The organism is Actinomadura madurae (assembly GCF_047130825.1).
Classification (GTDB): Bacteria; Actinomycetota; Actinomycetes; order Streptosporangiales; family Streptosporangiaceae; genus Spirillospora; species Spirillospora madurae.
In genome coordinates this window covers 6,550,512-6,575,155 of sequence record NZ_CP083237.1, presented here as the reverse complement: position 1 = coordinate 6,575,155, position 24,644 = coordinate 6,550,512, and the positions used below count along the sequence as shown (strand labels likewise).

24 protein-coding genes are annotated in these 24,644 nt (G+C 71.1%); 16 read left to right on the top strand and 8 right to left on the bottom strand.

What is annotated here, in order from left to right:
- Nucleotides 1-184 precede the first annotated feature (184 nt).
- The gene (locus K8Z49_RS30105; protein ID WP_412515805.1) at nt 185-661 is read right to left on the bottom strand and encodes an ArsI/CadI family heavy metal resistance metalloenzyme; all 477 of its coding nucleotides are present in this window, start codon (nt 659-661) and stop codon (nt 185-187) included.
- A gap of 138 nt (nt 662-799) precedes the next feature.
- Between K8Z49_RS30105 and K8Z49_RS30100 the strand changes: the two genes are divergently transcribed.
- The 6 genes from K8Z49_RS30100 to K8Z49_RS30075 all read left to right on the top strand — a co-directional run bounded on the left by K8Z49_RS30100 (nt 800) and on the right by K8Z49_RS30075 (nt 4,748).
- Complete coding sequence (locus K8Z49_RS30100; RefSeq protein ID WP_412515804.1) at nt 800-1,180, top strand: ArsR/SmtB family transcription factor; 381 nt, start codon at nt 800-802, stop codon at nt 1,178-1,180.
- A 13-nt stretch (nt 1,181-1,193) separates the two neighbouring features.
- Nucleotides 1,194-1,607, top strand: a complete 414-nt coding sequence (locus tag K8Z49_RS30095; RefSeq protein ID WP_075024557.1) for an arsenate reductase ArsC — start codon at nt 1,194-1,196, stop codon at nt 1,605-1,607.
- A 59-nt stretch (nt 1,608-1,666) separates the two neighbouring features.
- Nucleotides 1,667-2,017, top strand: coding sequence for an ArsR/SmtB family transcription factor (locus tag K8Z49_RS30090; RefSeq protein WP_021594109.1), 351 nt, complete (start codon nt 1,667-1,669; stop codon nt 2,015-2,017).
- Nucleotides 2,017-2,766 carry a methyltransferase domain-containing protein gene (locus K8Z49_RS30085; RefSeq protein ID WP_412515803.1) on the top strand — a complete coding sequence of 250 codons (750 nt, stop codon included), beginning with the start codon at nt 2,017-2,019 and terminating at the stop codon, nt 2,764-2,766. Before K8Z49_RS30090 ends, K8Z49_RS30085 begins: the two co-directional genes overlap by 1 nt.
- A 59-nt stretch (nt 2,767-2,825) precedes the next feature.
- Nucleotides 2,826-3,311 (top strand): GNAT family N-acetyltransferase, encoded by a 486-nt coding sequence (locus K8Z49_RS30080; RefSeq protein ID WP_024934679.1) that lies wholly within the window; start codon nt 2,826-2,828, stop codon nt 3,309-3,311.
- 252 nt (nt 3,312-3,563) lie between these two features.
- Complete coding sequence (locus K8Z49_RS30075) at nt 3,564-4,748, top strand: MBL fold metallo-hydrolase (protein WP_412515802.1); 1,185 nt, start codon at nt 3,564-3,566, stop codon at nt 4,746-4,748.
- A gap of 205 nt (nt 4,749-4,953) precedes the next feature.
- On the opposite strand, the gene K8Z49_RS30070 is transcribed toward K8Z49_RS30075, so the two are convergent.
- Nucleotides 4,954-5,838, bottom strand: a complete 885-nt coding sequence (locus tag K8Z49_RS30070) for an oxidoreductase (protein ID WP_111832747.1) — start codon at nt 5,836-5,838, stop codon at nt 4,954-4,956.
- A gap of 134 nt (nt 5,839-5,972) precedes the next feature.
- On the opposite strand from K8Z49_RS30070, the gene K8Z49_RS30065 reads away from it, so the two are divergent.
- The 5 genes from K8Z49_RS30065 (at nt 5,973) to K8Z49_RS30045 (ending at nt 12,075) form a co-directional block, all read left to right on the top strand.
- Entirely contained in the window at nt 5,973-6,776 is an 804-nt protein-coding gene (locus tag K8Z49_RS30065; protein ID WP_181663397.1) for an SDR family NAD(P)-dependent oxidoreductase, read from the top strand.
- 69 nt (nt 6,777-6,845) lie between these two features.
- Nucleotides 6,846-8,261: an amidohydrolase family protein gene (locus K8Z49_RS30060; protein ID WP_021594115.1), complete on the top strand. Its 1,416-nt coding sequence runs from the start codon at nt 6,846-6,848 to the stop codon at nt 8,259-8,261.
- 2 nt (nt 8,262-8,263) lie between these two features.
- On the top strand, nt 8,264-9,253 hold the full coding sequence (locus K8Z49_RS30055; protein WP_412515801.1) for a cyclase family protein: 990 nt from the start codon (nt 8,264-8,266) through the stop codon (nt 9,251-9,253).
- Nucleotides 9,254-9,278: 25 nt separating this feature from the next.
- Nucleotides 9,279-11,324 (top strand): acetoacetate--CoA ligase, encoded by a 2,046-nt coding sequence (locus K8Z49_RS30050; RefSeq protein WP_083598498.1) that lies wholly within the window; start codon nt 9,279-9,281, stop codon nt 11,322-11,324.
- Nucleotides 11,325-11,454: 130 nt separating this feature from the next.
- A complete protein-coding gene (locus K8Z49_RS30045) occupies nt 11,455-12,075 on the top strand; it encodes a TetR/AcrR family transcriptional regulator (RefSeq protein ID WP_021594118.1) in 621 nt (206 codons plus the stop codon).
- A 173-nt stretch (nt 12,076-12,248) separates the two neighbouring features.
- On the opposite strand, the gene K8Z49_RS30040 is transcribed toward K8Z49_RS30045, so the two are convergent.
- Nucleotides 12,249-13,244 (bottom strand): aldo/keto reductase, encoded by a 996-nt coding sequence (locus K8Z49_RS30040; protein WP_075024561.1) that lies wholly within the window; start codon nt 13,242-13,244, stop codon nt 12,249-12,251.
- Nucleotides 13,245-13,369: 125 nt separating this feature from the next.
- Between K8Z49_RS30040 and K8Z49_RS30035 the strand changes: the two genes are divergently transcribed.
- Complete coding sequence (locus tag K8Z49_RS30035) at nt 13,370-14,230, top strand: helix-turn-helix transcriptional regulator (protein WP_075024562.1); 861 nt, start codon at nt 13,370-13,372, stop codon at nt 14,228-14,230.
- A gap of 100 nt (nt 14,231-14,330) precedes the next feature.
- Here K8Z49_RS30035 and K8Z49_RS30030 read toward each other — a convergent pair whose 3' ends face one another.
- The 3 genes from K8Z49_RS30030 to K8Z49_RS30020 form a co-directional block, all read right to left on the bottom strand.
- Nucleotides 14,331-14,657, bottom strand: coding sequence for an antibiotic biosynthesis monooxygenase family protein (locus tag K8Z49_RS30030; RefSeq protein WP_075024563.1), 327 nt, complete (start codon nt 14,655-14,657; stop codon nt 14,331-14,333).
- 64 nt (nt 14,658-14,721) lie between these two features.
- On the bottom strand, nt 14,722-16,086 hold the full coding sequence (locus K8Z49_RS30025; protein WP_083598499.1) for a glycoside hydrolase 5 family protein: 1,365 nt from the start codon (nt 16,084-16,086) through the stop codon (nt 14,722-14,724).
- A 92-nt stretch (nt 16,087-16,178) separates the two neighbouring features.
- A complete protein-coding gene (locus K8Z49_RS30020) occupies nt 16,179-17,231 on the bottom strand; it encodes a LacI family DNA-binding transcriptional regulator (RefSeq protein WP_075024564.1) in 1,053 nt (350 codons plus the stop codon).
- A gap of 166 nt (nt 17,232-17,397) precedes the next feature.
- Between K8Z49_RS30020 and K8Z49_RS30015 the strand changes: the two genes are divergently transcribed.
- The 4 genes from K8Z49_RS30015 to K8Z49_RS30000 are packed head-to-tail and all read left to right on the top strand — an operon-like array spanning nt 17,398 to nt 21,713.
- On the top strand, nt 17,398-18,759 hold the full coding sequence (locus tag K8Z49_RS30015) for an amidase (protein WP_075024565.1): 1,362 nt from the start codon (nt 17,398-17,400) through the stop codon (nt 18,757-18,759).
- Between the two features lie 10 nt (nt 18,760-18,769).
- Entirely contained in the window at nt 18,770-19,654 is an 885-nt protein-coding gene (locus K8Z49_RS30010; RefSeq protein ID WP_075024566.1) for a nitrilase family protein, read from the top strand.
- Between the two features lie 11 nt (nt 19,655-19,665).
- Entirely contained in the window at nt 19,666-20,907 is a 1,242-nt protein-coding gene (locus tag K8Z49_RS30005) for a hypothetical protein (protein WP_075024567.1), read from the top strand.
- A gap of 20 nt (nt 20,908-20,927) precedes the next feature.
- Entirely contained in the window at nt 20,928-21,713 is a 786-nt protein-coding gene (locus K8Z49_RS30000) for an alpha/beta fold hydrolase (protein ID WP_412515800.1), read from the top strand.
- 97 nt (nt 21,714-21,810) lie between these two features.
- On the opposite strand, the gene K8Z49_RS29995 is transcribed toward K8Z49_RS30000, so the two are convergent.
- Complete coding sequence (locus K8Z49_RS29995) at nt 21,811-22,407, bottom strand: peptidoglycan-binding protein (protein ID WP_075024569.1); 597 nt, start codon at nt 22,405-22,407, stop codon at nt 21,811-21,813.
- Nucleotides 22,408-22,546: 139 nt separating this feature from the next.
- Nucleotides 22,547-24,292 carry a thiol reductant ABC exporter subunit CydC gene (cydC, locus tag K8Z49_RS29990; protein ID WP_412515799.1) on the bottom strand — a complete coding sequence of 582 codons (1,746 nt, stop codon included), beginning with the start codon at nt 24,290-24,292 and terminating at the stop codon, nt 22,547-22,549.
- Nucleotides 24,293-24,644 lie beyond the last annotated feature (352 nt).

Here is a 24,644-nt window from a genome sequence, read left to right as displayed (position 1 = left end):
CGGTCTCGACGGCCAGAGCTCACGGGCGTTCGCCGGAAAGCTGCCCCCGCTTGTTCGGCTCCGCAGAGACGAGCGTCGTAGCGTGCTTGGCGACGTGCGCCCGCAGGTGCTTTCGGAACAGAGGGCCGACGCCCTGCCGGAGAGTCACGGTGCCTGCGGTGCGGGCGCAATTGGGTGGCGGTGGTCAGCAGCAGGTCGCGCTGGCTGTGGCTGCGACTGCCGTGGTCGTTTCGGTGGTCCGGTCTTCGGCTTGGGTTGTGCAGCACGCGGACTCTTCGGCCTTGGCGAGAGTGTCCGCGTCGGCCTTGACCGTGTAGACCTCCCACGGCTCGCCGCCGGGACCGTGGACCCAGACCTTGTCCTGCAGCGCGTAGCAGCACGAGGTGTCGTTCTCCTCCAGGGTCACGAGTCCGGCGTCCGTCAGGCGCTTGGTCGCGTCGGTGACGAGCCCGGAGTCCTCGACCTCGACGCCGAGGTGATCCATGCGGGTCGGCTCCCCGTCCTCGCCCTCGATCAGGACGAGCTTGAGCGGCGGCTCGACGACGGCGAAGTTGGCGTAGCCGGGCCGGAGTTTGGCCGGCTCCGTGCCGAAGAGCTTGGAGTAGAAGGCGATCGAGCCTTCCAGGTCGGACACGCGCAATGCGAGCTGGACGCGGGACATGGGTTCCTCCTCGTGTCGTGGGCGGTGTCGGCCGGTCGTCGGTCGGCGGGTGCCCAGGTGAAGGCTGTTTAGATGTTCGTCTAAGCAGCCGATGGATCGAGTTTGCATCCGTGCATAGATGGATGTCAAATTAGAGGCATGTCTAAGCAGCCGTTGCCGATCTTGGGTCCCGTCGACACCGAGGGGGCGTGCTGTGCGCCCCTGGTCTGCGAGCCGTTGAGCGAGAACGAGGCGGCCGAACTGGCGCCGTTGTTCAAGGCGATCGCCGACCCCGTCCGATTGCGACTGCTGTCCTTGATCGCCTGCCGCGAGGGTGGAGAGGTGTGCGTATGCGACCTGACCGCCGCGTTCGACCTCACGGCGCCCACGATCAGCCATCACCTGAAAGTGCTCAAGCAGGCCGGGTTGATCGACTCCGAGCGGCGCGGGACGTGGGTTTACTACTGGCTCAACCCCGGCGTCCTGGAACGGCTGTCGACGATCCTCGGGCCGCGCGTCGCCGCAGCCGCTGTCTCCTGACCGGGCGCCTGTGATGACCGCCGTCGTGCCCGAGGTGCTGTTCGTTTGCGTTCATAACGCTGGACGCTCCCAGATGGCCGCCGCCCTGCTCGACCACCACGCCGCCGGACGGGTCCGCGTCCGGTCAGCCGGGTCCGCACCCGCAGACGAGATCAACCCCGCCGTCCGCGCAGTGATGGCCGAACTCGGCCTGGACTTGTCCAAGGAGTTCCCCAAGCCGCTCACCGGCGAAGCCGTCCAGGCCGCCGACGTGGTCATCACCATGGGCTGCGGCGACGCCTGCCCTGCCTTCCCTGGCACGCGGTATCTCGACTGGCAGCTTCCCGACCCCGCCGGCCGGCCCGTCGAGAAGATCCGTCCCATCCGCGACGAGATCGACACCCGCGTCCGCGCCCTGCTCGCCGAACTCCTGCCCGCCGGCGCCTGACGGCCGGCGCCTGTCGCCTCCTTCCGCATGCGCTGTTTATCGTCTATCGTCGATGAACGATGAATGAGGAGAAAGGGCCGCTCGACCGGCCGACCGCCACCGAGTACGCGTCCTGGTTCAAGGCACTGGCCGACCCGACCCGCGTCCAGATCGTGTCCCTACTCGCACGGCAGGGACGGCCGATGAACGTCGGCGAGATCGTTGACGCCGTTCACGTCGGGCAGTCGACGGTGTCCGCCCATCTCAAGGTGCTGGCTCGGGTCCGGTTCGTCCTGGTCGACCAGCACGGGACCTCCCGCTTCTACCGGATCAATGCGGCGTGCGTGGAGTGCTTCCCCACCGCCGCCGACCTGGTCATGGGACGGGCCGCACCGGTCGCGCCGACCTGCCCACCCGAAGGAGACACCTGATGGCCGACCCCAGCCCCGGTGGCGCCCCCACAACCGAAGCCATCGTCGCGCGGTACTCCGGCCTAGCTCGGCTCGCCCTGGCCGGCGGCACCCCAGAAGACGGCAACAAATGCAGCGACGCCTGCACCGACGCCGCCGCCTATTCCGCTGAGGACCAGGTGCCGGAGGCCGCTCTACGCGCGAGTCTTGGATGCGGCAACCCCCTCGCCGTCGCCGAACTGCGTCCCGGAGAAACCGTCCTGGACCTGGGCTTAGGCGGCGGACTGGACGTGCTGCTGTCGGCCCGTCGCGTCGGCTCGACCGGAACCGCCTACGGGCTGGACGCCAGCGACGACATGCTCACCCTCGCCCGTGCCAACGCCACGCAGGCCGGAGCCCGCAACGCCCATTTCCTGCGCGGCCACATCGAAGACATCCCGCTTCCCGAGGCCAGCGTGGACGTGGTCATCTCCAACTGCGTCATCAACCTCGCCGCCGACAAGGCCCGCGTGCTCGCCGAAGCCTTCCGCGTCCTGCTCCCCGGCGGCCGACTGGGGGTCAGCGACATCATCGCCGAATCCGGCCTTGATCCCGACGAGCGCACCGCCGCAGAGAACCGCCTCGGCTGCGCCGCCTCCACCCTCACCGCCCAGGAGTACCGTCGCGAACTGCACGCCGCCGGATTCACCGGCATCACCATCACCGCAACGGCCGACACCGGGGACGGGCTACACGCCGCCATCGTCCAGGCCACCAAGCCCACCGGCTAGCTCCCGAACGCGCCATGCCATCCCATCACCATGATCAGCCCGGGATCGCCATCCGGGCCATGCAGCCCCAGGACGCGGACCAAGTCCTGACGATCTACCAACACGGCCTGGACACCGGACACGCCAGCTTCGAGACGACCGCCCCCACCTGGCAAGCGTTCGACTCCGCCAAGCTCGACCAATATCGCTATGTCGCGACCGACCACGCCACAGACCCGAACCACAACGTGCTCGGCTGGATCGCAGCCAGCCCCGTCTCAGACCGATGCTGCTACGCCGGGGTGGTGGAGCACAGCATCTACGTCTCCCCGCACGCCCGCGGGCTGGGCATCGGCGCCGCACTGCTGACCGCGTTCATCGCCGCCACCGAAGCCGACGACATCTGGACCATCCAAACCGGCATCTTCCCCGAAAACACCCCCAGCCTCCGCCTGCATGCCAAAGCAGGCTTCCGCACAGTGGGCACCCGTCAAAGACTGGGCCGTCTCCACGGCAGGTGGCGCGACGTCGTCCTCCTCGAACGCCGCAGCCCTACCGTTCTCTAGCCCCAGGCACCAGCGTCACCGGGACCAGGCGCGGCAACCTGGGCGGCGGGCCACTAGGGCGGGCACCAGGGGACGATCAAGCGGCTCTCCGGCCGACTGCCGGCGGAGGCGCGACGGACATCTCCCGTGCCACTCATCGGAATCGCTCTATGTGCGCCGACCTTCTCACGTCGAACAATACGCGCATGCGCTTGCCACCGGACGCTGCTTCCACCGCACCCGTCCTCCGAACGACGAAGGAGTAGCGAGACGATGTGCGATGTCCTGAGATCCGCGGCGAACCAGATGCCGGAGGCCGATCGGCGGCGATTCCTCAAGTCGCTGAGCGCGGCTGCGGCCGCCGGTGGGCTCATAGCGGCCGGTTCGCCCGCGGCTGCGGCGGGGCCGGAGAGGAAAGGTCCGGCCGCTCGCCGTCACCGCACCAGACTTGTCCTTCTGGGCACCGCCGGTGGGCCTGGTCGGCTTGCCGGTGGCCCGGCCGGCGTCTCGACTGCGGTGGTGTACGAGGACCGGGTCTACCTCGTCGACCTCGGCGCCGGATCCCTTATCCAACTCTCGCAGAGCGGCCTGGGCCTTGACGCCGAGGTCTCGTCATCGCTGGCGCGGGTGAGCGGGGTCTTCTTCACGCACCTGCACAGCGATCATGTCACGGACTGGCCTGGCGTCTACGCAACCGGCACGACGAACGCATTCGGCCGCATGCTGCCCAAAGTACAAGTGTTCGGGCCCGGGGACCGAGGTACGTTGCCCCGAGTGTTCCCCCCGGGACGGCCAGCGCCGCCAGTGGTTCACGCTGAAGACCCCACGCCGGGTATCACTGGCATGACCAGCTACCTCAGCAGGGCGTTCGCCCAAGACTTCAACGACCGCGCGCGCGACAACAACCTGGCAGCGCCAGAGAGTCTTTTCGACGTGCACGACATCGACCTGGCCGGTGTCTGGGACGTCGACGCCGAAGGCAGGCCTCCCCGGCTCGCCGGACCGCTGCACGTCTGGGACGACGGTGATGTGCGCGTCACGGCAACGCTGGTCGACCACCACCCGACCGCGCCCGCGTTCGGCTACCGCTTCGACACCCCGGACGGGTCCGTCGTCATCTCGGGAGATACCACGGTCAGCGAGAACCTGATCGATCTCGCCCAAGGATGCGACTTCCTCGTCCACGAGGTCATCGATCCGAAATTCGTCGAGGCGGTGACGGCCTCGCTGCCCGACGACATCGCCGGGCCGGCGCGAGAGCATCTGCTCAGCTCCCACACCACGATCGAGCAGGTGGGCCGAGACGTGGCCGAGCCCGCCGCCGCGAAGAACCTGGTGCTGAGCCACCTCATACCGAGCACGAACGCGGCGTCTCGCTGGCGGCTCGCGCAGCGCGGCTACTCCGGCCGCCTCATCGTGGGAAAAGACCTGATGCGGCTCGGCATCGGTCGGCCGTGAAGGCGACGCTCGCATGCCCGAGCGCTTGAGGGCGTCGCAACGCACCACTGAGTGCATCATTGGGTTTCGGCCGGTGGGCTCGAGTTGACGCCGGGGCGTCGGCGACCGGCATGATGTCGCGCCGGGCGATTCTCGGAGGCGGCGCGGCGCCCGCCTGCGCGTTGGGGTCGGCCGTCTCCAGGCAGGCGGGCGGCGGTCGGTGCGCTCAGCCGATCTGCGCACCTCCGGGCAGGTCGGTCGAGATGCTGAGCTGCTCCCAGGCCGCGATGTCCGCGTCCAGGGCGGCGCGCCCCGACCGCACCAGCCGCAGTGCGTCCGAGCCCAGGAGCAGGTGTGCCGGCGGCTGCTCCGACTCGACGACGGCGAGGATCGCCGCGGCGGCCTTGGCCGGGTCGCCGAGCTGGTTGCCGCTCGCCTTCAGGCGCGCCTCGCGGATGGGTCCGAACAGCTCGTCGTAGTCGCTGATCGACCGCCCGGCGCGATCCATCGAACGGCCGGCCCAGTCGGTCCGGAACGAGCCGGGAGCGACCGCGGTCACGTACACCCCGAACTGGGCGACCTCCTTGCCGAGGGACTCCAGGATGCCCTCAAGGGCGTACTTGCTCCCGTGGTAGAAGGTCAGGCCCGGGACCGTCATGAGCCCGGCCATCGAGGTGATCCCGATGACACGGCCCGCCCGGCGCCGGCGCATCGAGGGCAGGACGGCCTTGATCGTGGCGACCGCGCCGAAGACGTTGGCGTCGAACTGCGCGCGCAGCGCGCTCATCGGGGACTCCTCGAACACCCCCTCATGCCCGTAGCCGGCGTTCGCCACCACGACGTCCACCGGCGCGACGTCCTCCTCGACGGCGCCGAGCACGGTGAGCACGGCGTCGTGGTCGGTGACGTCGAGGACCCGCGCTACGGCCCGGCCGGGCGCGAGGGCCTCGAACGCGACCGCGTCCTCCGCCCTGCGAACGGTGCCGACCACCGTGTGGCCGGCCTCGAGCGCGGCGCTTGCCAGCGCCCGGCCGAGCCCGGCGCTCACGCCTGTGATCAGGAAAGTCTTCGGTCGGACGGCGGGCTCGGCGGTGGCTGCGTTCTCGCTCATGGGCCGAGGGTAGGGCCGGAGGGGGCCGCCCCGGAAGAGTTTTTCGACGTTACGACAAAAAAAATCGATGCTGCGTAGACAAAAAGTGTGTCACGTGTAACGCTCCTCACGACCGACGTCACGGGAGGATCTTGATGCCAGACCTGTCCGAGGACCGCTCGCTCACCCTGTCGGGGCGCTGCGCCCTGGTCGTCGGTGCCAGCCGTGGCATCGGGGCGGAGGTGGCGACCCGGCTCGCCGGGCGCGGCGCCCGGGTGGCCCTGACCGCCCGGTCGGCGGACTCCCTTGAGCGGTCGGCCGCGGCCCTGCGCGCCGGCGGCGCCGAATGCGCGGCGTACCCCGGCGACGTGACCGTCGCCGGTGACGTCGCCCGGGTCGTGGACCGGGTCGGTGAGGAGTTCGGGCCGGTCGACGTGCTCGTCTACGCCACCGGGCAGGGTGCCGCGGGACGGTTCGAGTGCATCGACGAGGCCGAATGGCGCCGCCTCTACGAGATCAACGTGATCGGCGCGGTCCGCTTCGCGCGCGCGGTGCTCGGCCCGATGCGCGAGCGCGGTTGGGGCCGGATCGTCGCCGTCGCCTCGACCGCCGCCAAGTACGGCAGCCGGTTCCAGAGCCCCTACAACGCCAGCAAGCACGCACTGCTCGGACTCGTCCGCTGCCTGGCCCTGGAGACCGCCGGGGACGGCGTCACCGTGAACGCGGTCTGCCCCGGCTTCGTCGACACCGAGATGGTCGCCCAGGCCCTGCCGCAGTGGGCCTCGGTGCTCGGGACGACCGAGGAGGCCGTACTCGCCGGCCTGGTCTCTCGCGTCCCCCAGGGGCGCCTGCTCGGCGTCGACGAGGTCGCCGAGCTGGTCGCCTACGTCGCGTCACCCGCCGCCGCCGGCCTCACCGGCCAGGGACTCACCCTCGACGGCGGGCTGATCCTCATCTGAGCCGTCCCCCGCACGACCACGAACGACGAACACAGACAACTCCGACAGCAAAGAACGGAAGACCACGCCATGACCACACGCCTGCTCCTGCGCGGAGCCCAGCTCGTCACCATGGACCCCGCCACCGGGGTTCTCCCGCAAGGTGACGTCCTCATCGAGGACGGCACCATCATCGCCGTCGGACCGGAGCTGGACGTGACCGACGCCGAGGTCCTCGACGTCACCGGCCACGTCGTCGCACCGGGGATGGTCGACACCCACCGTCACACCTGGCAGACCCAGGCCCGCGCGATCTGCGCCGACTGGTCGCTGGCCGACTACTTCTACGGGATCCGGCTCGCGGTCTCCCCCGCGTACACCGCGGCCGACGTGCACCTGGGCAACAAGCTCGGCGCCCTGGAGGCCCTCAACGCAGGTGTGACGACGATCCTCGACTTCTCGCACTGCAACAACACCCCTGAGCACTCCGACGCGGCGGTCACCGGACTGCTGGATTCCGGAGTGCGGGCCAGGTTCTGCTACGGCTTCTTCGAGAGCAGCCCGTTCGCGCCGCCGCACTTCGCCGACCATTCCGAGCGGGTCAGGGACTTCGAGCGCATCGCCGCGACGTACTTCACCGGGACGGGCCGGGTCACCCTCGGGGTCGCCCTCAACGAACTCGGCCTGGTTCCGTTCTCCCACACTCGCAGGGAGATCGAGATCGGCCGCGCGCACGATGCCCTGATCGCCACGCACATGGCGTGCGTCTGGCAGATGCCGTCCGGATTCGACGAGATCGCCGACGCCGGGCTGCTCGGCCCGGACATGGTGCACATCCACTGCAACACCCTCAGCGACGAGCAGTGGCGCCGGCTCGCCGGCGCCGGCTCCAAGGTGTCGATCTCGGTCGAGACCGAGACCAACATGGGCATGGGCCGGCCGGTCTTCCAGAAGTGCGCCGAGTTCGGCGTGAAGCCGACGCTGTCCTGCGACGTGGTCTCGCTCAACAGCGGAGACGTGATCACGCAGGCGCGGTTCGGCCTGGCCTTCAAGCGCTGGGCCGAGACCGAGCACCTCAACCTGGCGGGCAAGGACGTCGAGAAGGTCACCGCCACTGCGCTCGACGCCCTGGAGTGGGCGACGACGAACGGGGCGGAGGCCTGCGGCCTCGGCGACCAGGTCGGCACCATCGCGGTGGGGAAGAAGGCCGATCTCATGGTGGTCGGGGGCCCCGGCATCGGCCAGCACCCGGTCATCGACGGTCCGGGCACGCTGATCTACCAGACGACCCCGAGCGACGTGCGCCACGTGCTGGTCGACGGCGAATTCGTCAAGCGCGACGGCGTGCTCGTCGGGCACGACCTGCCGAAGCTCCTGGCCGAGGCCGACGAGTCCGCCGCGCGGGTGCTCGAACGTGTCCGCGCCGCAGGCGAGCGGTTCCCGGCCACCCCGACCGAGGGCTTCGACGACGTGACCGCGCTGGCCCTCGCCAACCTGGCCGGCTGATCATGGTCGATTTCGCAGGAAAGGCGCCGGCGCCGGCCGAAGACCTGGCGCTGCTCCAGCGCTACATCAAGCAGTGCACCAACTGGGGCCGCTGGGGCGAGGACGACCAGGTCGGCGCGGTCAACTTCATCGACGCCGCCGCCGTGCGCCGGGGCGCGGGCGCGGGCGCGGTCCGGGCCGGCAGGACCATCTCGCTGACCCTTCCCTACGACGGGAGCGGCCCGCAGGACGGCGTGCTGCGGTCCAACCCGCGGCTGGTCGCCACCGCGACCGGCCTTGACTACCTGGCCGGGACCCAGGACTTTCTCCCCGGCGGCGGCACCCCGAAGGGGTTCGGCTACTCCGACGACATACTCGTCATGGACAACCAGGCCGGCACCCAGTGGGACTCGCTCTCGCACATCTTCTGGGACGGCCGGATGTGGAACGGCCGCTCGGCCGCGGAGTCGACCTCGTCGGGGGCGGCGGCCAACGGGGTGCAGAACTACACCGGTCGGATCGTCACCCGCGGTCTGCTGGTCGATGTACCGGCGATGCTGGGCGTCGAGTCCCTCGAACCGGGCCACGCCGTCACCACGGAGGACATCGAGTCCTTCCTCGCCGAGCACGGGCTCACCGTCGAGCCCGGCGACGCGCTCCTGGTCCGCACCGGCTTCCTCGCAGCGCGTCGGGAGAAGTGGGGCGACTACGCCGGCGGCCCGGCACCGGGGCTCTCGCTGCACACCGCCCCCTGGCTGCACGCCCGGGAAATCGCCGCGGTCGCCACCGACACCTGGGGCGTCGAGGTCCGGCCGAACGAGATCGGGGTCTTCCAGCCGCTTCACGTCGTCTGCCTCGTCCACGCCGGGATCGCGTTCGGGGAGATGTTCGACCTCGACACCCTCGCCCGCGACTGCGCCGAGGACGGAGCCTACGAGTTCATGCTGAGCGCGTCACCGCTGCCGCTGACGGGAGCGGCCGGCTCACCGGTCAGCGCGGTAGCGATCAAGTGACGGACGATTCGAGGGGGACAGCGACATCTCCGCCGACGCGACCTCACCGACCCACGAGCATTCGCCGCCCCGCGGGCAGGACGCCCCGGCTCCGCTGTGGTCACCACCTGACGACCGCTCGGATACCCGGCTCGGGCAGTTCACGGCCTGGCTGGAGGCCAGGCACGGTATCCGCTTCGCCGGGTACGACGACCTGTGGCGATGGTCGATCGAGCACCTGGGCACGTTCTGGGCCGACGTCGCCGAGTTCTTCGGCGTCGCCGGAGGGCTCTCCGCCGAGCAGGCGCTGGCCGACGACTCGATGCCGGGGGCGGTCTGGTTCCCGGGGGTGCGCGTCAACTTCGCCGAGCACCTGCTGGCCGCCCTCGACGGCGACCGGGTGGCGCTGGCCGCGCACACCGAGGACGACAGGTCGGCCCGGCTGACCGGTGCCGAGCTGAGCCGTCAGGTCGGGTCGCTGGCCGCCGCGCTACGGCGCCTCGGCGTCGAGCCCGGTGACCGCGTCGCGGCGTACCTGCCGAACACCCAGCACGCCGTGGTCGCCTTCCTCGCCGCCGCGTCCGTCGGCGCGGTGTGGACGGTGTGCGCACCCGACTTCGGCGTGCGCAGCGTCCTCGACCGGCTCGCCCAGACCCGGCCCAAGGTGCTGATCGCGGTCGACGGCCACCACTTCGGCGGGAAGCGGCACGACCGGACCGCCGCCGCGATGGAGATCCTCGGCGAGCTGCCGACCGTGGAGACCTGCGTCTGGGTCGACCACCTGCATCCCGGACGGGTCCCCGAGGCTCCGGAGGGCCGCACCGTGGTCCCGTGGGCCGACCTCGTCGCCGGCGAGGAAGAGCCGAAGTACGCCCCGCTGCCCTTCGACCACCCGCTGTGGATCCTGTTCTCCTCTGGAACCACAGGCATCCCCAAGGGAATCGTCCACGGTCACGGCGGCATGCTGCTCGAGCAATACAAGAACATGCTGCTGCAGACCGACGTCCGGCCTGGCGACGTCTTCTACTGGTACACCTCCACGGCTTGGATGATGTGGAACATCGTCGTCTGCTCGTTGCTCGGTGGGGCGACCGCCGTCTTGTACGACGGCAGCCCGACCCACCCCGACTTGGACCGGCAGTGGGAGCTGGCGCAGCAGTGGGGCCTCACGCACTTCGGCACCAGCGCGGGCTATCTCACCGCGTGCGCCGTCCAGGGGCTCCGGCCGGGAGAGCGGCACGACCTGTCGCGGGTCCGGTTCATCGGGTCGACCGGCTCGCCGCTGCCGGCCGGCACGGCCCGGTGGGTCTACGACGCCGTCGGCACCGGCGCGCAGTTGGTCTCCTCGACCGGCGGCACCGATGTCGCCACCGGATTCCTCGGCGCGACCCCGATGCACCCGGTGTGGGCCGGTGAGCTCTCCGGCCCGATGCTCGGCGTGGCCGTCGCGTCCTGGGACGAGGCGGGCCGACCGGTCACCGGCCGGGACGGCGAGCTGGTGGTGACCGCGCCGATGCCGTCGATGCCGCTGTGCTTCTGGGACGACCCCGACGGGAGCCGCTACGGCGACGCCTACTTCTCCACCTACCCAGGCGTGTGGCGCCACGGCGACTGGGTCGAGATCACCGAGCGCGGCTCCGCCGTGGTCTCGGGCCGCTCGGACTCCACCCTCAACCGCGGCGGTGTCCGGATGGGCACGGCGGACGTCTACGCAGCCGTGGAACCGCTGCCCGAGGTGGTCGACTGCCTGATGATCGGCGTCGAGCAGGACGATGGCGGCTACTGGATGCCGCTGTTCGTGCATCTGGTCGACGGCGCCGAACTGGACGACGAGCTGCGCCGTACGATCCGCGAGGCCATCGCCGGCAACGCCAGCCGGCGGCACGTGCCCGACGACATCCTGGCCGTGCCGGGCGTCCCACGCACCCGCACCGGCAAGCGCGTCGAGGTGCCCGTCAAGCGGCTCTTCCAAGGCTTGCCGGTCGAGCGGGCGGCCGGCGCCGGCAGCCTGGAGAACCCCGCTGTCATCGAGCACTACGCAGCGATCGCCCGCGCCAGGCGTACCGACGGCGGAAAGGATGCGCGAGCGTGACACGCGCGGCTGGAGCAACTCACCGGCAGGGTTTGCCGCTGGTGCGCACGGCGGTCTCCCCTGGGCGCCTCGCCGAGCAGTCGCCGGTGCGTCGCCACGGGTCCGGATCACGCCGACTAGCATTCTTGGAATGACGAGCGCAGACGCAGCCAGCCGCCGGCGCCGGCGCGAGGCGCCTCGCAAGGGCGACCTGCGCGAACAGGCCATCCTCGATGCGGCCGAGGAGCAGCTCGGGACCCAGACGCTCGACAGGATGACCGTCGAGTCGATCGCCCGCGGCGCCGGGATCACCCGCAACGCCCTCTACTTCTACTTCGCCTCAAAGCAGGATGTCCTGACCGCGCTGGTCCGCCGTACGGTGGAGCAGGTCGCGAACGATGCCGCGTCCACCGCGGCCGACACCGGCACCGAGCCGGCCGAGCGCATCGTCCGCGCGGTCCACAACACCGAGCGCCACTGGATCCAGCACGGCGTGGTGATGCGAGCCGCGGTGGAGTTGGGCGCGGTGATCCCCGAGATCGGCGCCATGTGGACCGAGACGGTCGAGCGCTATATCACCGTGACGACCGAGGTGATGCTGAGCGGCGGGCTCTCCGCGGAGGGACCGGGGTCGGCCGAGGACGTGGCGCGGGCGCTGTGCTGGATGACCGAGCGCAACTTCTACTACGCCTCGGCGGGCGAGGGCGGCGAGGACGCCTTGAGGCACACCAGCGACGTCTGCATCGGCATCTGGCTCCGCATGCTGCCGTGAGCCGTCCGTGATCGCTGCATCTGTCGACCTCCTCGACGCTGTCCACAAGACTCGTGCCGTGACGTCCCGATGCCGCGTGCAGGGTGAGCGCCTCCCGGCTGCGGCCGGCACACGTCCCGCGAGGAGCCGGATGCGGTGGCTGGGGTGCCGGGAGGTGCTCGCCTTCGTCCCTGTCAGTTGCCTACGCCCAGGTCGGGCATGAAGGCGGGCGGGTAGCGGTCGCCTCGGGCGGCGCCTGGCGGGACGGCCTTCTCGATTTCGGCGAGGTCGTCTGCGGTGAGGGCCAGTTCCGCCGCGGGCAGGGCTTCGGTCAGGCGCTCGCGGGTGCGGGCGCCGACCAGCGGGACGACGTCCTCGCCTTGCGCGGCCACCCAGGCGATGACCAGTTGGGCGACGGTGCATCCCTTTGCTTCGGCGACCCGGCGCAGGGCGTCCACGAGGGCGAGGTTGTGCTCGACGTTGCCGCCGGAGAACCGCGGGCTGAAGCCCCGGCTGTCTCCGGGGCCGGAGGTGCGGCCGGCAGACCAGTGCCCGGAGATGAGGCCGCGGCCGAGGACGCCGTACGCGGTCAGGCCGATGCCGAGCTCCCGCAGCGTGGGCAGGACGTCGGCCTCCACGGCGCGGGAGATCAGCGAGTACTCGATCTGCAGGTCGGCGACGGGGTGGACGGCGTGCGCGCGGCGGATCGTCGCCGCGTCGACCTCCGAGAGGCCGAGGTGCCGCACGTATCCGGCGTCGATCATCTCCTTGATCGCGCCGACCGTCTCCTCGATCGGCACCGCCGGGTCCAGCCGGGCGGGACGGTAGATGTCGATGTGGTCGGTGCCCAGCCGCGTCAGCGAGTAGGCCAGGAAGTTCTTCACCGCTTCGGGACGGCCGTCCTGCCCGCCGAAGTCGGGTCCGGGGCCGCGCAGCATGCCGAACTTCACGCTGAGCTTGTAGTCGTCCCGGTTCCGGCCGCGGAGCGCCTCGGCCAGGAGCAGCTCGTTGTGGCCCATGCCGTAGAAGTCGCCCGTGTCGATCAGCGTCACGCCGGCGTCGAGGGCGGCGTGCACGGTGGCGATGCTCTCCGTGCGGTCGGCCTCGCCGTAGGCGCCTGACATGCCCATCGCCCCCAGGCCGAGCATGGAGACGGTCGGTCCGGTACGGCCCAAGGTTCTTGTCCGCATGAGGTTCTCCTCTTCTCGATGTCGCGTTCCACCCTGCGTTCCGGACGGGACGTGCGAAAGCGGAGCGTTCATCGTGGGAGAGCCGCTCCCTGTATATGCCCGGCGACCGGAGGGACCATGGAGTCATGGAACGTGAGCAGCTCGCCGACTTCCTGCGCCGCCGCCGCAAGGCGATCCGCCCGGCCGAGGTGGGACTGGCCGACGGTCCCCGCCGCCGCACCGCCGGCCTGCGCCGGGAAGAGGTGGCGATGCTCGCCGGCATGTCGGTGGACTATGTGGTGCGCCTCGAACAGGGCCGCAGCAGCCAACCGTCCACCCAGCTGCTCGGTGCGCTGGCCCGGGCGTTGCGGCTGACCAATGATGAGCGCGACCACCTGTTCCATCTGGCCGGGCACCGGCCACCGCCGGCCGAGGATGTGGCCCGCCTGGCCCGTGCCGGTCTGGTGCGCATGCTCGACCTGCTCGGCGACACTCCGGCCATGGTGCTGTCCGACCTGGGGGAGGTCCTCGCGCAGAACCGGATGTCCGCCCTGCTGGCGGGTGACCACACGGTCTTTTCCGGCGACCGGCGGTACACCGTGTACCGCTGGTTCACCGAGGCTGCCGCGCGCGCCGCCTGCCCGCCCGAGGAGCAGGAGCATTACGGACGCCAGATCGTGGCCGATCTGCGCGCCGTCGCCGGGCGCCGGTCCGGTGATCCCGTGGTGGCCGGGCTGGTCGACCGGTTGCAGGACGCGAGTGCCGACTTCCGCCGGCTGTGGGCCGAGCACGAGGTGGCGGTCCGGCGGGCCGACCGCAAGACCATCCTGCATCCGCGGGTGGGGCGGTTGCTGATGGACTGCGAGACCCTGATCACGCCGGACCAGCGTCAGCAGTTGCTGGTGCTCACCCCGGCGGACGCCGAGACCCGCGAGAGGCTGGACCTGCTGCGAGTCCTCGGCATCGAAGAGTTCCGCGCGGAAACCGGCAGCACCTCCGCGCAGTGAATGGCGCGCCCAACGCGCGTCCGCCCGTCTCCCAAGCGCTGGCCGTGGGCGGTTCTCCTGGCCGCTGGTCGGGATCGGTGGTCTGTCCGGGCCGGGCTTGCTAGGTGGTCTCCGGTTCTTCGAGGGTGCTTAGCGCGACCGTTTGGTGGGTGACTGTTCTGTCGTAGGTCAGGAGGGCGGCCTGTGCCTCTGGCTCTACGACGGCTGTTGACATGTCGGCTCCGGCGAAGGCCTTTATGGCATCCAGGGAGTCCCACAGGGTCATGACTTCCAGCTCTACCTGGCCGTCTGCGTCCCGGCGGAGCAGGTAGGCGCCTCGGTGGCCGTCAAGGTGGCGGAGCGCTGGGAGCACGGCGTCGGCGAAGTGCTCCCGGTAGGACTCCGCCCCCTCGGGGGTCGCGGTTGCGCGCCATATTCGGGCGATCATTCTGGCTCCCGGTCGTCAGGGCCACCCGGCGTTGACCGTACCAGCCCTGGCCCCAAATGCGGGTTCACGTTCGCAACTGGTCGAGGGTGATCAGGTGGGTGATGCCGCGGGCCTCCAGGTAGGCGGTGTCGTCGCTGCGGCTTTGCAGGACGACGGACGGGCGTTTCCCCTGGTCGACAAGGTTCATGAACGGATCGAAGAACGTGGTGAAGTCGGCCGCCGGGATCATGTCGTCGGGCAGGACGAGGGCGGTCTCGCGCGGGGCGGGGGCGGGTGGGCGTGCGTCGTACTCGGCGATGAGTTTGCGGATGGTCTTGCCGATCGGCTTCAGTTTCCGGTCGTTGGTGAACAGGCCGAGATCGTATTCGAGATTGACGTAGCCGCTGAGCTTCGCATTGAGGTCGTGCGAGTCCCACCAGGTGATGCCGAAGAGGTCCGGGCAGTCGGCCATGGCGCGGATCGACCTTTCGGTCCAGGGCGGGATGTCGGCCGCGTCCATCCAGACCGTGGAGACGCCGGTCTCCTCGATCCATACTTTTCGCTTCAGGTCGGTGTGGAAGGCATTGATGAGTTCGACGAAGAACTCGGAATAGTGCGTGGACGACGTGGAGAGCGATCCGTAGCGCTGGATGACCTGCGTCCAGCCCGCCCAGGTGTGGTTGGCGGTCATCGTTCCGGAGGTCGCGAGGCCGTGACGGCTCCAGTAGTCGTTGTTCTGCCACGGCCAGTGGTCGATTCCGGAGACGTGGATCTTGCCCGGCGCGACCTTCTCGCAGGTGTCGAAGAGGGCGGTGTGCCAGGCGTCGCCCTGGGCCGGAGTGACCGCCATGCCCAGCGGTTTGCCGAACCAGTGGATCTCGTTGGACAGGTCGAATCCCATGAACCTGCGGTGCCGGCCGATGCGTTCGGCGATCTGCGCGAGGAGCCATTGCTCCCGCTCGATCATTTCCGGGTCGGTGAAGACGTTCCGGACCGTGCCGTCGCTGTTGCTGATGAGGTACGGCGGGACGAACAGGACGCCGCTGACCGCGCCGTTGAAGACGGTCACCTCGACGTCGAGGTGGCGGCGGTCGGCGAGGTCGAGGAGCTCTTCGAGACGGTCGAGGTGCTCGCCGCGGGCGTAGGTGGAGTTCGGCTGCAGTTCCGACCAGACCAGCATGATGCGGATGTGGTCCATCCCGAGGGAGGCGATGTCGTCGAGGTCGGCCGCGATCGACGTCCGGTCCCAGTCCGACCAGGAGAACCACCAGTTCTTGCTCGGGACGTAGTTCACGCCGAAGCGGACGCGGCGGTGCCGGTGGCGGCCGGGCGCCGGTGCGTCCGCGTGCGCGGCGGTCGAGGTCAGCAGGGTGGACGCCGCGGCGGCTCCCGCGGTCACCCCGAAGAATTTTCTGCGGTCGATCGACGTCGTGGCGGGGAGCTCGGGCATGGGGGCGACCCTCCAGGGTTCGTCTGCGACCCCGGCAGCGTAGGGACGCTCCCCGTTTCAGGCCAGTGGTCTTTCACGGTTTTCACGAAGCGTCAGAATTCCTCGATCATCTTGGAGAGCTTCGCGGGGTCGGTGGACGCCCGGGTGATCAGTTGCGGGCGGAGCCGCTCGGATTCGGGCGACCGTCCGGCGAGCAGGTCGACGAGCAGGTCGAGGGCCCGGGCGCCCATCTGCCGCATGGGCGAGCGGACGCTGGTCAGCGGGATGGGCAGTTCCGCGGCCAGCGGGGTGTCGTTGTATCCGGCGACGGCGACGTCCTTCCCGGGCCGGAGGCCGTGGTCGCGCAGGACGCCCAGCGCGCCGATGGCCGAGAAGTCGTTCACGGCGAAGATGGCCGTGGGCCGGGGTTCGAGGCGGAGGAGAGTCTCGGCGGCGTCGCGGCCGCCGGCGGCGTCGAACCGGGAGTGGACGACGTGGGAGCCGGGCACCGGGAGGCCCGCGCCGCGGTAGCGGTCGACGAAGCCGGCGGTGCGGTCGGCGCCGGTGCTGGCGAAGGGCTCGCCGGCGATGACGCCCACCCGGCGGTGGCCGAGGCCGAGGAGGTGCTCGGCGACCAGCCGGCCGCCGAGGTGGTCGTCGCAGGTGACGGCGGGGTGCCGGCCGGCGTGCCGGCTGACGAGCACGAACGGGATCCGGCGCTCGGCGATCTCGTCCAGGAACGCGGCGTCGGTGTGCGCGTCGCCGAAGACCAGCCCGTCGACGTGGCGGGACAGCGCCAGTTCGGTGCGCACCCGCTGCTGCTCCGGCCGGTCGTGGCTGTTCATCACGAAGGTCGTCAGGCCGTGCCGGGCGGCGGCGTCCTCGACGCCCTCGTAGATCGTGGCGAGCACCAGGTCGGACAGCCGGGGGACCAGCACGCCGACGAGGTTGCTGCGCGCGGTGCGCAGGCTGGTGGCGTGCGGGTTCGGCCGGTAGTTCAGCCGGGCCGCCCACCGCCGGATCTCGTCGGCGGTCTCGCGGGACGCGGCGCGCTGCGCGTCCTCGGCGGAGCCGTTGAGCACCCGGGAGACGGTCGAGACGTCGACGCCCGCCGCCTGCGCGATGGTGCGCAGTGTCGCGGGCCGCTGCCGATCGGTTCGGGCCACCCGTCCTGCCTCTCCGTCGCCGCCACCCCTTGACAGGGCGACCCTCTGGTGCCTTTTATACAACCCAAACGTTTGACCCAATCGTTTGGGTCAGCCAGAGGTCAACGCCCAAACGTTTGGGAAAGAGGCGAGTCGTGGCAGGACGGGTCGACGCGGCGGGACAGGCATGATCGGACCGCCGCCGGGCGCGGGGTGGTTCGCCCGGCGCACCGTGACGGGGCTGGCCGGTGCGCTGCGCGCCGGGACGACGTCCCCGGCCGATCTGGTGGAGCGGTCGCTGGCCGAGGCGGCCAGGCTCGACCCGGGGCTCAACGCGCTCGCCGCGGTCGACGCGCCCGGTGCGCGGGCGGCGGCGGAGCGCGCGGGACGCGAACTGTCCGCGGGGATGGACCGCGGGCCCCTGCACGGCATCCCGGTCGTGGTCAAGGACGTCGTGGACACCGCCGGCCTGCGCACCGCCATGGGGTCCCGTCACTACGCCGGCCGTGTGCCCGAGCACGACGCGGAGTGCGTGCGCCGGCTGCGCGCGGGCGGCGCGATCATCGTCGGGAAGGCGGCGACGCACGAGTTCGCGTTCGGCCCCACCGGCGACCGGTCGGCGGACGGGGCGACCCGCAACCCGTACCGGCGGGAACGCGTCTCCGGCGGTTCCAGCAGCGGGTCCGCCGCCGCGGTGGCCGCCGGGATCGTGCCGCTCGCGGTGGGCACCGACACCGGCGGCTCGGTGCGCATCCCCGCCGCCTGCTGCGGGATCGTCGGGCTCAAACCCACCCGCGGCGCCGTGCCGTCCGGCGGCGTCTTCCCGGTGGCGCCCTCCCTGGACACGGTCGGCCCGATGGCGCGCACGGCCGGGGACTGCCTGCTGCTCTGGAACGTTCTAGCAGGTGAGGACGCCCTCGAGCCGGACGTCTCCGGCTGTCGTGTCGGGTGGGTGGCGCCCAGTGCGCTCCATCCGGCCGACCCGCGGGTGACCGAGGCGGCTCGCGCTCTGCTGGAACCGCTGCCCGTGCGGGACGTGGCCGTCCCTGGCATCGCGCGGCTGCGCTGGGCCTACCAGGTGATCCAGGGGCGTGAGGTCCACACGATCCACGCCGGGCGGCTGGCCGCCGCGCCGGAGCTGTACGGAGAGGAGGTTCTCGCCCGCCTGCGCGCCGCCGGGCGGATCACCGAGGAGGACGCCGAAGCGGCCCAGGCGATCCGGGAGCGGGTCCACGTCGCGGTGGCGGCGCTCCTGGAAGGCCATGACCTCCTCGCCATGCCCACCGTCCCGATCCTCCCTCCGCCACTGGACGCCCGAAGCCTGTCCCTGGACGGAACGCCGATCGACGTCCGAGCCGCACTGCTGTCCCTCACCAGCCCCTGGAGCGTGCTCGGGCTGCCCGCCATCAGCCTGCCCGCCGCACCGGTGGACGGGCTGCCCACCAGCCTCCAGCTGATCGCCAGGCCGGGCGCCGAGCGCCTGCTGCTCGCCGTCGCCGGCCGTCTGTCCGAGGCGAACCAGACGACCACCACCGCATCCCAGCCCTGAAGGAGCACCCATGTCCGCTGTCAGCCCGGTCACCGCGGCCGCCGTCCAGTTCGACCCCCAGGTCGGCCTGGAGAACAAGGAGAAGAACGTCCAGCGGAGCCTCGAACTGATCAACGAGGCCGCCGACCGCGGAGCCACGCTGATCGTGCTCCCGGAGCTGGCCGCCACCGGCTACGGGTTCGCCACCCGCGAGGAGGCCTACGCGCACGCGGAGCCCGTCCCGGACGGGCCCACCACGCGGGCGTGGACGGAGGCCGCCCGCGAGCGCGGCCTGCACATCGTCGGCGGCCTGGCCGAGCGCGACGGCGTCCGGCTGTACGACACCGCGGTGCTGACCGGTCCGGACGGAGTGATCGGCACCTACCGCAAGACCCACCTGTGGAACAGGGAGAAGCTGATCTTCGAGCCCGGCGATCTCGGCTTCCCGGTGTTCCCGACCCGGATCGGCCGGATCGGGCTGCTGATCTGCTGGGACATCTGGTTCCCCGAGGTGGCGAGGCTGCTCGCCACGCAGGGCGCGGACGTCGTCTGCAGCGTGAACAACTGGGTGTGGACGCCGCCCCCGCTCTTCGACGAGGCGGGCCGGTGCATGGCCTCCTACCTGACGATGAGCGCGTCGCACGTGAACAACCTCCCGATCGTGGCGGCGAACCGGGTGGGCGAGGAGCGGGGCGGCAAGTTCCTCGGGTGCTCCCTCATCACGGCCACCAACGGCTGGCCGATCGGCTCCGTCGCCCCGGCCGAGGGCGAGACGACCGTCTACGCGGACCTGGACGTCGTCGCGGCGCGGTCGGCGCCGATCTGGAACGACCTCAACGACCTCGTCCGCGACCGGCGCACCGATCTCTACGATCCGCTGCTCGGCTACCGCGGCGGCGATGCCTTCCCGCGGTGAGGAGGCCCGCCATGAGCGACACGACGAAGACCTCGCCGGCCGTGTCCGCCCGCGCCGCGGATCCGGCGGTCGGGCGATGGGCGGGCGGCGCCGTCCTGGTCTCGGTGACCGCGGCGCTCGCCGTCCTCCTCACGCGAGCCGAGGACGGGCTGCCGCACGTCCTGCCCGGCTACACCGCATGGCAGGACGAGATGTACGCGAACGTCCCGCAGTTCCTGCGCTGGTGGATCGGGGACGCCACCGAGGCCGAGTTCTTCAAGTCCGCGATCGGCGGGCTCGGGATGATCGCGGGAGGCTGGCTCGCGCACACGGCCTGGCGACGGGGCCGCCGCTGGGCGGGCTTCCCGATCAGCTACGGCACCGGGCTGTGGCCGTGGCTGCTGGGCTCCGCCGCGTTCGGCCTGCTGCTGTCCGACCTCGCCTGGGGGTGGACGATCCAGGCGACCGGCCAGTGGCAGCCCACCTTCGTGCCGTTCGTGTCGGTTCCTCCGGCCGTGGTGCTCGTCTACGGTGCGGGATGGTCGGTGGCCGCCACCGGGGCGGTGCTCGGAGCCGCGCTGACGACGCCGGTGGCGCTGGCCGTGGCGAACTACTTCTGCCACCCGCTGCACCTGCCCAACGTCATCGGCAACGTCACGGGCATGTGGGTCGGAGCGCTCCTGGCGTTCCTGATCTGCCGCCATCTGCCGTGGATGCCTCGTCCGCTCGCAACCGAGCAGAGTAGCGAATCCGCCGAAACCGCCAAGCCCCCGGCGCCGGAGCCGGACGAGCGCGGCGGCGTCTGGGTGGTCCGGCGCGTGCTGGCCGACTTCACCGAGGCTCAGTTCTACGGCAACGAGATCGCCGCCATCGGCCTGATCGGCGGGACGCTCGCGACCTACCTGCTCAACCCGCTGACGCCGGTGTACGGAAGCGGGCTGCTGCCCGCGATGCTCACCGCCCAGGTGCTGGCGGGGACCTTGGGCGTCCTGCTCTACCAGCGCCGATGGGCCGTCCTCGGCTGGTACCCGACCTTCGTCCCGGTCGTGTCGGTGGCGCCGGCGGTGGTCCTCACCTATGGCGCGACCGTTCAGGCGGTCGTTCTCGGGGCCGTGTTCGGCGCGGTCGCCGGGCCGCCGCTCGCCGCGCTGGTCTCCAGGCGGCTGCCGCCGGACTTCCATCCGTTCATCGGCAACGTGGTCTCCATGACCGTGTGCACGCTCATCGCCGTCCCGGTGCTCGGTCTCCTGCCCGGGTTCGTCTCGACACTCTGACTCGTCTCGAAGGATCGACAGTGCGTCCACTGCAGTTCAACCGTGATGGCACCGTTCTCGCCGCCGAGGTCCGCGACGGTGACGGTCCACCGCTCGTCCTGCTGCCCGGCGTCATGGCCGACGCAGCCGGGTGGCGGCCCGTGGTCGAGCACATCGACCTACCCAACCGGGTCATCGTGCTCAACCGCCGTGGCCGGGCGCCGAGTGGACCTCTCGGGCCCGGGTATTCGGTGCGGACCGAGGTGGACGACCTCCGTCACGTCCTGGACGCGCTCGGCGAGGACGTGCACCTGTTCGGCTGGAGTTACGGGGCGCTGATCGCGCTGGAGGCGGCCGCCGGCCGTACGGATCTGCGCTCGCTCGTCCTGTACGAGCCGGTGGCCCACCCCTTCGCCCCGGAGGCGGTGGGGCCGTTGCGCGAGGCCGTCGACCAGGGGGATCTGGACCGGGCCGTGGAGGTCGTCAACCTCCTGGTGTCCGGGTTCACGCCCGGCTACGTCGCCGAACTCCGGGCGAGCCCGGCGTGGGGCGTCCTGCGCCCGCTGGCCGAACCCTCGGCGGGCGAACTCGCCGCCATCAACGATCACCGTCCCGCCATGGACGCCTACGCGGCGCTGGACGTCCCGGTCACCCTGCTGCTCGGCGAAGACAACGAAGGGAAGGTCCCGTACGGAACGGCGTTCGCGCAATTCGCGCGGGCGATGCCTCAAGCGCAGATCGTGCGCATCCCCGGGCAGGGGCATCTGGCTCATGCGCAGGCGCCCCGCTCACTCGCACATCACATTCGCGACGCGCTCAAAGGGTGAAATGAGCGCGCCGCGTTGATCAACGAAATGGTATCCGGCGGGTGAAGGCGGCGGCCGCCTCGCGACCGGGAGGGGGCGCGAGGCGGCCGCCGGTGGGTCACCGCCCAGGCGTGCGCTGGGCCTCGGCGCCCTTGGCGAACGCGGCGCGGAAGGTGATCGGGCCGAAGATGCCGTCGGCGTCGATCTCCTTGCGCTTCTGGAAGGCGGTGACGGCCTTCGTGGTCGCCGGACCGTAGTACCCGTCCGCGACGAGGGAGCGGTCCTGCAGGACCTTCATCGCGTACTGGATGCCCTTGATCTGGCTGCGGCGGCCGCTGCCCTGCCCGACCTCGCCGCCGTCGTCACGCAGCGCGCCCCAGGTCTCCGCGTCGAGCCTGCCCGACTGGGGCAGGTCGTGCGCGGCCTGGTACTTCTTCAGCGCGGGACCGAGGTCGGCGGGCCAGCCCTCCCCGGCGGACGTCGGCGTGCAGTCGTGGTAGTAGCCGAACTGCACCAGGTAGCAGCGGGCGGAGGCGATGCGGTAGTCGCTGTCGCCGGGCCCGAGCTCCACCCACGGCTGCGATTCGATCGCCTTGGCCACCGTCGGGCTGGTGTCCGGTCCGTCGGCGCCGGCGGCCTGCATCGCCCCCAGGCTGGTGCCGACGGCGAGGACCGTCGCGGCGATGGCGAGCACCGCGCGCAGGAGAATCTTCATCTGTGGAACCCCCGTTCCCATCGATCGGATCCTGTACTCGGTGAGATGGCGGCCCGTTCGGAATTGTTCTCGATAAATCCAAGAAAATGGCGCGACGAATTGCTCTGGCGACAGGTTTACCTGATCTCGATTAATTTACTCACTTAAATTCGGGGGCCGGGACGGCGGCCTGCTCGCGCTCCCAGAGGGCGCGGTAGGGGCCGGGGCGGGAGAGCAGGGCGGCGTGGGTGCCGCGGTCGGCGACGCGGCCGCCGTCCAGGACGACGATCTCGTCGACGGCGTCCAAGCCGGAGAGGCGGTGGGTGACGAGCAGCGTGGTGCGGCCCTCGGTGGCGGTGAGCAGGTCGGCGGTGAGCGCGTCGGCGGTCGCGATGTCCAGGTGCTCGGCGGGCTCGTCCAGAAGCAGCACCGGCGGGTCGGCGAGGAGCGCGCGGGCCAGGGCGATGCGCCGGCGCTGCCCGCCGGAGACCTGGGCGCCGTGCTCGCCGACATGGGTGTCGAGGCCGCGCGGGAGGGTCTCGACCCAGTCGAGGAGCCGGGCGCGGCGCAGGACGTGGCGGATCTCGTCGTCGGTGGCGGCGGGACGCGCCAGCCGGATGTTCTCGCCGATCGTGGAGTCGAACAGGTGGGCGTCCTGGGCGCAGAGGCCGATGACCCGGCGGACGTCGTCGCCGGTGAGGGCGCGCAGGTCCACACCGTTGAGGGACGCCCGGCCGCCGGCGGGTTCCAGGAAGCGGAGCAGGACGGACGTGAGCGTGGTCTTGCCCGACCCGCTGGGGCCGACGATCGCGCAGCGGCGGCCCGGCATCAGGTCGAGGGAGATGCCGTCGAGGGCGTACGGGCCGTCGGGCGTCCACCGCGCTCGGAGGTTCTCGACCGAGAGGGTGTAGGGCGGCGCGGGCAACGGTGCGGGGTCGTCCGGGTCCCGCACCGGGGGCGGGCTGTCCAGGACGGCGAAGATGCGTGATGCCGAACGCCGGACCCGCTCCATGTACTGCGCGGCCAGCGGCAACCCGGCCACGACCTCGAACGCGGCCAGCGGCAGCAGGACGATGACCGCGAGCAGGACACCGTCCAAGGCCCCAGAGCGAACGGCCGGGACGCCGGCGGCGAGGTTGCCCCAGACGGCGAGACCGCCGGCGAGGACGGAGATGGCGGCCCCGGCCCCGGTGGTCGTCGCGGAACGGGCCGTCGCACGCGTGAAGTCGTGATCGAGTTGCTCGGCCTTGGCGAGCTGGTCAGGGGCTGCTCCGTAGGCGATGAGCTCGGGCGCGCCCTGCAGCGTGTCGACGACGTGAGAGGTGAGCTCGCCCCGCAGGTCGGTCGTGCGGCGTTCGGCCCGCCGCGAGACGACGGCGGACAGCCACGGCGCCACGACACCCGCGACCACCAGCGCCAGCAGCAGGACGACCCCCGCCGACGGCAGCAGAGCCCAGGCGACCCCCACGGACGCGCCGCCGACGACCGCGGCGATCGTGCAGGGCAGCAGAACGCGGAGGAAGAGGTCCTGAACGGCGTCCACGTCCGCGACGAGCCTGTTCAGCAGGTCGCCGCTCCGGAACGCGGGGAGCCCTCCCGGCGCCAGGCGCTCCAGCCGCTCGTACACCCGGGCGCGCAGGTCGGCGAGGATGCGGAACGTCGCGTCGTGCCCCACGAGCCGCTCGACGTAGCGGAACACGCCTCGCCCCAGGCCGAACGCGCGCACGGCCACGATCGCGACCATCAGCATGAGCACCGGCGGATGCTGCGCCGCACGCGAGATGAGCCATGCCGAGGTCGCCATGAGCCCGACCCCGCTGCCCAGCGCCAGGACGCCGAACAGGACGGCGAGCCCCAGCCGCGCCCGCGCCGGCCGCGCGAACGCGATCAGCCGCAAGACCACCATGCCACCCCCACCCTTCGAGCCGTACCCCTCCGGGCCGCGCAACGAGGTTTCACGTGAATCATCCGCAGCCCCCCAGCGCGCCCCCAGCCCCTCCCCGACCCGGACCACGCGGCCGTCACGGCGCCGGTCGCGAAGGCCGATCATGTCGTCACCTCCGCAGGGACGAGAGAGAACACAAGGTCGGCTGAGACATTCGCGGGCCCCCGGCACGGCCCTGGTCCGTCCCCGGTACGGAACGCGCGGTCGTTGCGGTGGCGGTTGCTGAGGCTGGTCATGTCGTCGCCTCGGCGGGGTCGAGGGAGATCACGAGGTCGGTTGAGTTATTCGTGGGACCGCGGCGCGGCCCTGGTCC

Excerpts from the sequence above, each read along its gene's own strand:
- K8Z49_RS30005 (WP_075024567.1), top strand. The coding sequence starts at position 19,666 with ATGAGCGACACGACGAAGACCTCGCCGGCCGTGTCCGCCCGCGCCGCG.
- K8Z49_RS30065 (WP_181663397.1), top strand. The coding sequence starts at position 5,973 with ATGCCAGACCTGTCCGAGGACCGCTCGCTCACCCTGTCGGGGCGCTGC.
- K8Z49_RS30095 (WP_075024557.1), top strand. The coding sequence starts at position 1,194 with ATGACCGCCGTCGTGCCCGAGGTGCTGTTCGTTTGCGTTCATAACGCT.
- K8Z49_RS30010 (WP_075024566.1), top strand. The coding sequence starts at position 18,770 with ATGTCCGCTGTCAGCCCGGTCACCGCGGCCGCCGTCCAGTTCGACCCC.
- K8Z49_RS30040 (WP_075024561.1), bottom strand. The coding sequence starts at position 13,244 with ATGCGGACAAGAACCTTGGGCCGTACCGGACCGACCGTCTCCATGCTC.
- K8Z49_RS30070 (WP_111832747.1), bottom strand. The coding sequence starts at position 5,838 with ATGAGCGAGAACGCAGCCACCGCCGAGCCCGCCGTCCGACCGAAGACT.
- K8Z49_RS30090 (WP_021594109.1), top strand. The coding sequence starts at position 1,667 with ATGAATGAGGAGAAAGGGCCGCTCGACCGGCCGACCGCCACCGAGTAC.
- K8Z49_RS30100 (WP_412515804.1), top strand. The coding sequence starts at position 800 with ATGTCTAAGCAGCCGTTGCCGATCTTGGGTCCCGTCGACACCGAGGGG.
- K8Z49_RS30080 (WP_024934679.1), top strand. The coding sequence starts at position 2,826 with ATGCAGCCCCAGGACGCGGACCAAGTCCTGACGATCTACCAACACGGC.
- K8Z49_RS30035 (WP_075024562.1), top strand. The coding sequence starts at position 13,370 with ATGGAACGTGAGCAGCTCGCCGACTTCCTGCGCCGCCGCCGCAAGGCG.
- K8Z49_RS30060 (WP_021594115.1), top strand. The coding sequence starts at position 6,846 with ATGACCACACGCCTGCTCCTGCGCGGAGCCCAGCTCGTCACCATGGAC.
- K8Z49_RS29995 (WP_075024569.1), bottom strand. The coding sequence starts at position 22,407 with ATGAAGATTCTCCTGCGCGCGGTGCTCGCCATCGCCGCGACGGTCCTC.
- K8Z49_RS30085 (WP_412515803.1), top strand. The coding sequence starts at position 2,017 with ATGGCCGACCCCAGCCCCGGTGGCGCCCCCACAACCGAAGCCATCGTC.
- K8Z49_RS30030 (WP_075024563.1), bottom strand. The coding sequence starts at position 14,657 with ATGATCGCCCGAATATGGCGCGCAACCGCGACCCCCGAGGGGGCGGAG.
- K8Z49_RS30045 (WP_021594118.1), top strand. The coding sequence starts at position 11,455 with ATGACGAGCGCAGACGCAGCCAGCCGCCGGCGCCGGCGCGAGGCGCCT.
- K8Z49_RS30025 (WP_083598499.1), bottom strand. The coding sequence starts at position 16,086 with ATGCCCGAGCTCCCCGCCACGACGTCGATCGACCGCAGAAAATTCTTC.
- K8Z49_RS30075 (WP_412515802.1), top strand. The coding sequence starts at position 3,564 with ATGTGCGATGTCCTGAGATCCGCGGCGAACCAGATGCCGGAGGCCGAT.
- cydC (WP_412515799.1), bottom strand. The coding sequence starts at position 24,292 with ATGGTGGTCTTGCGGCTGATCGCGTTCGCGCGGCCGGCGCGGGCGCGG.
- K8Z49_RS30015 (WP_075024565.1), top strand. The coding sequence starts at position 17,398 with ATGATCGGACCGCCGCCGGGCGCGGGGTGGTTCGCCCGGCGCACCGTG.
- K8Z49_RS30105 (WP_412515805.1), bottom strand. The coding sequence starts at position 661 with ATGTCCCGCGTCCAGCTCGCATTGCGCGTGTCCGACCTGGAAGGCTCG.
- K8Z49_RS30055 (WP_412515801.1), top strand. The coding sequence starts at position 8,264 with ATGGTCGATTTCGCAGGAAAGGCGCCGGCGCCGGCCGAAGACCTGGCG.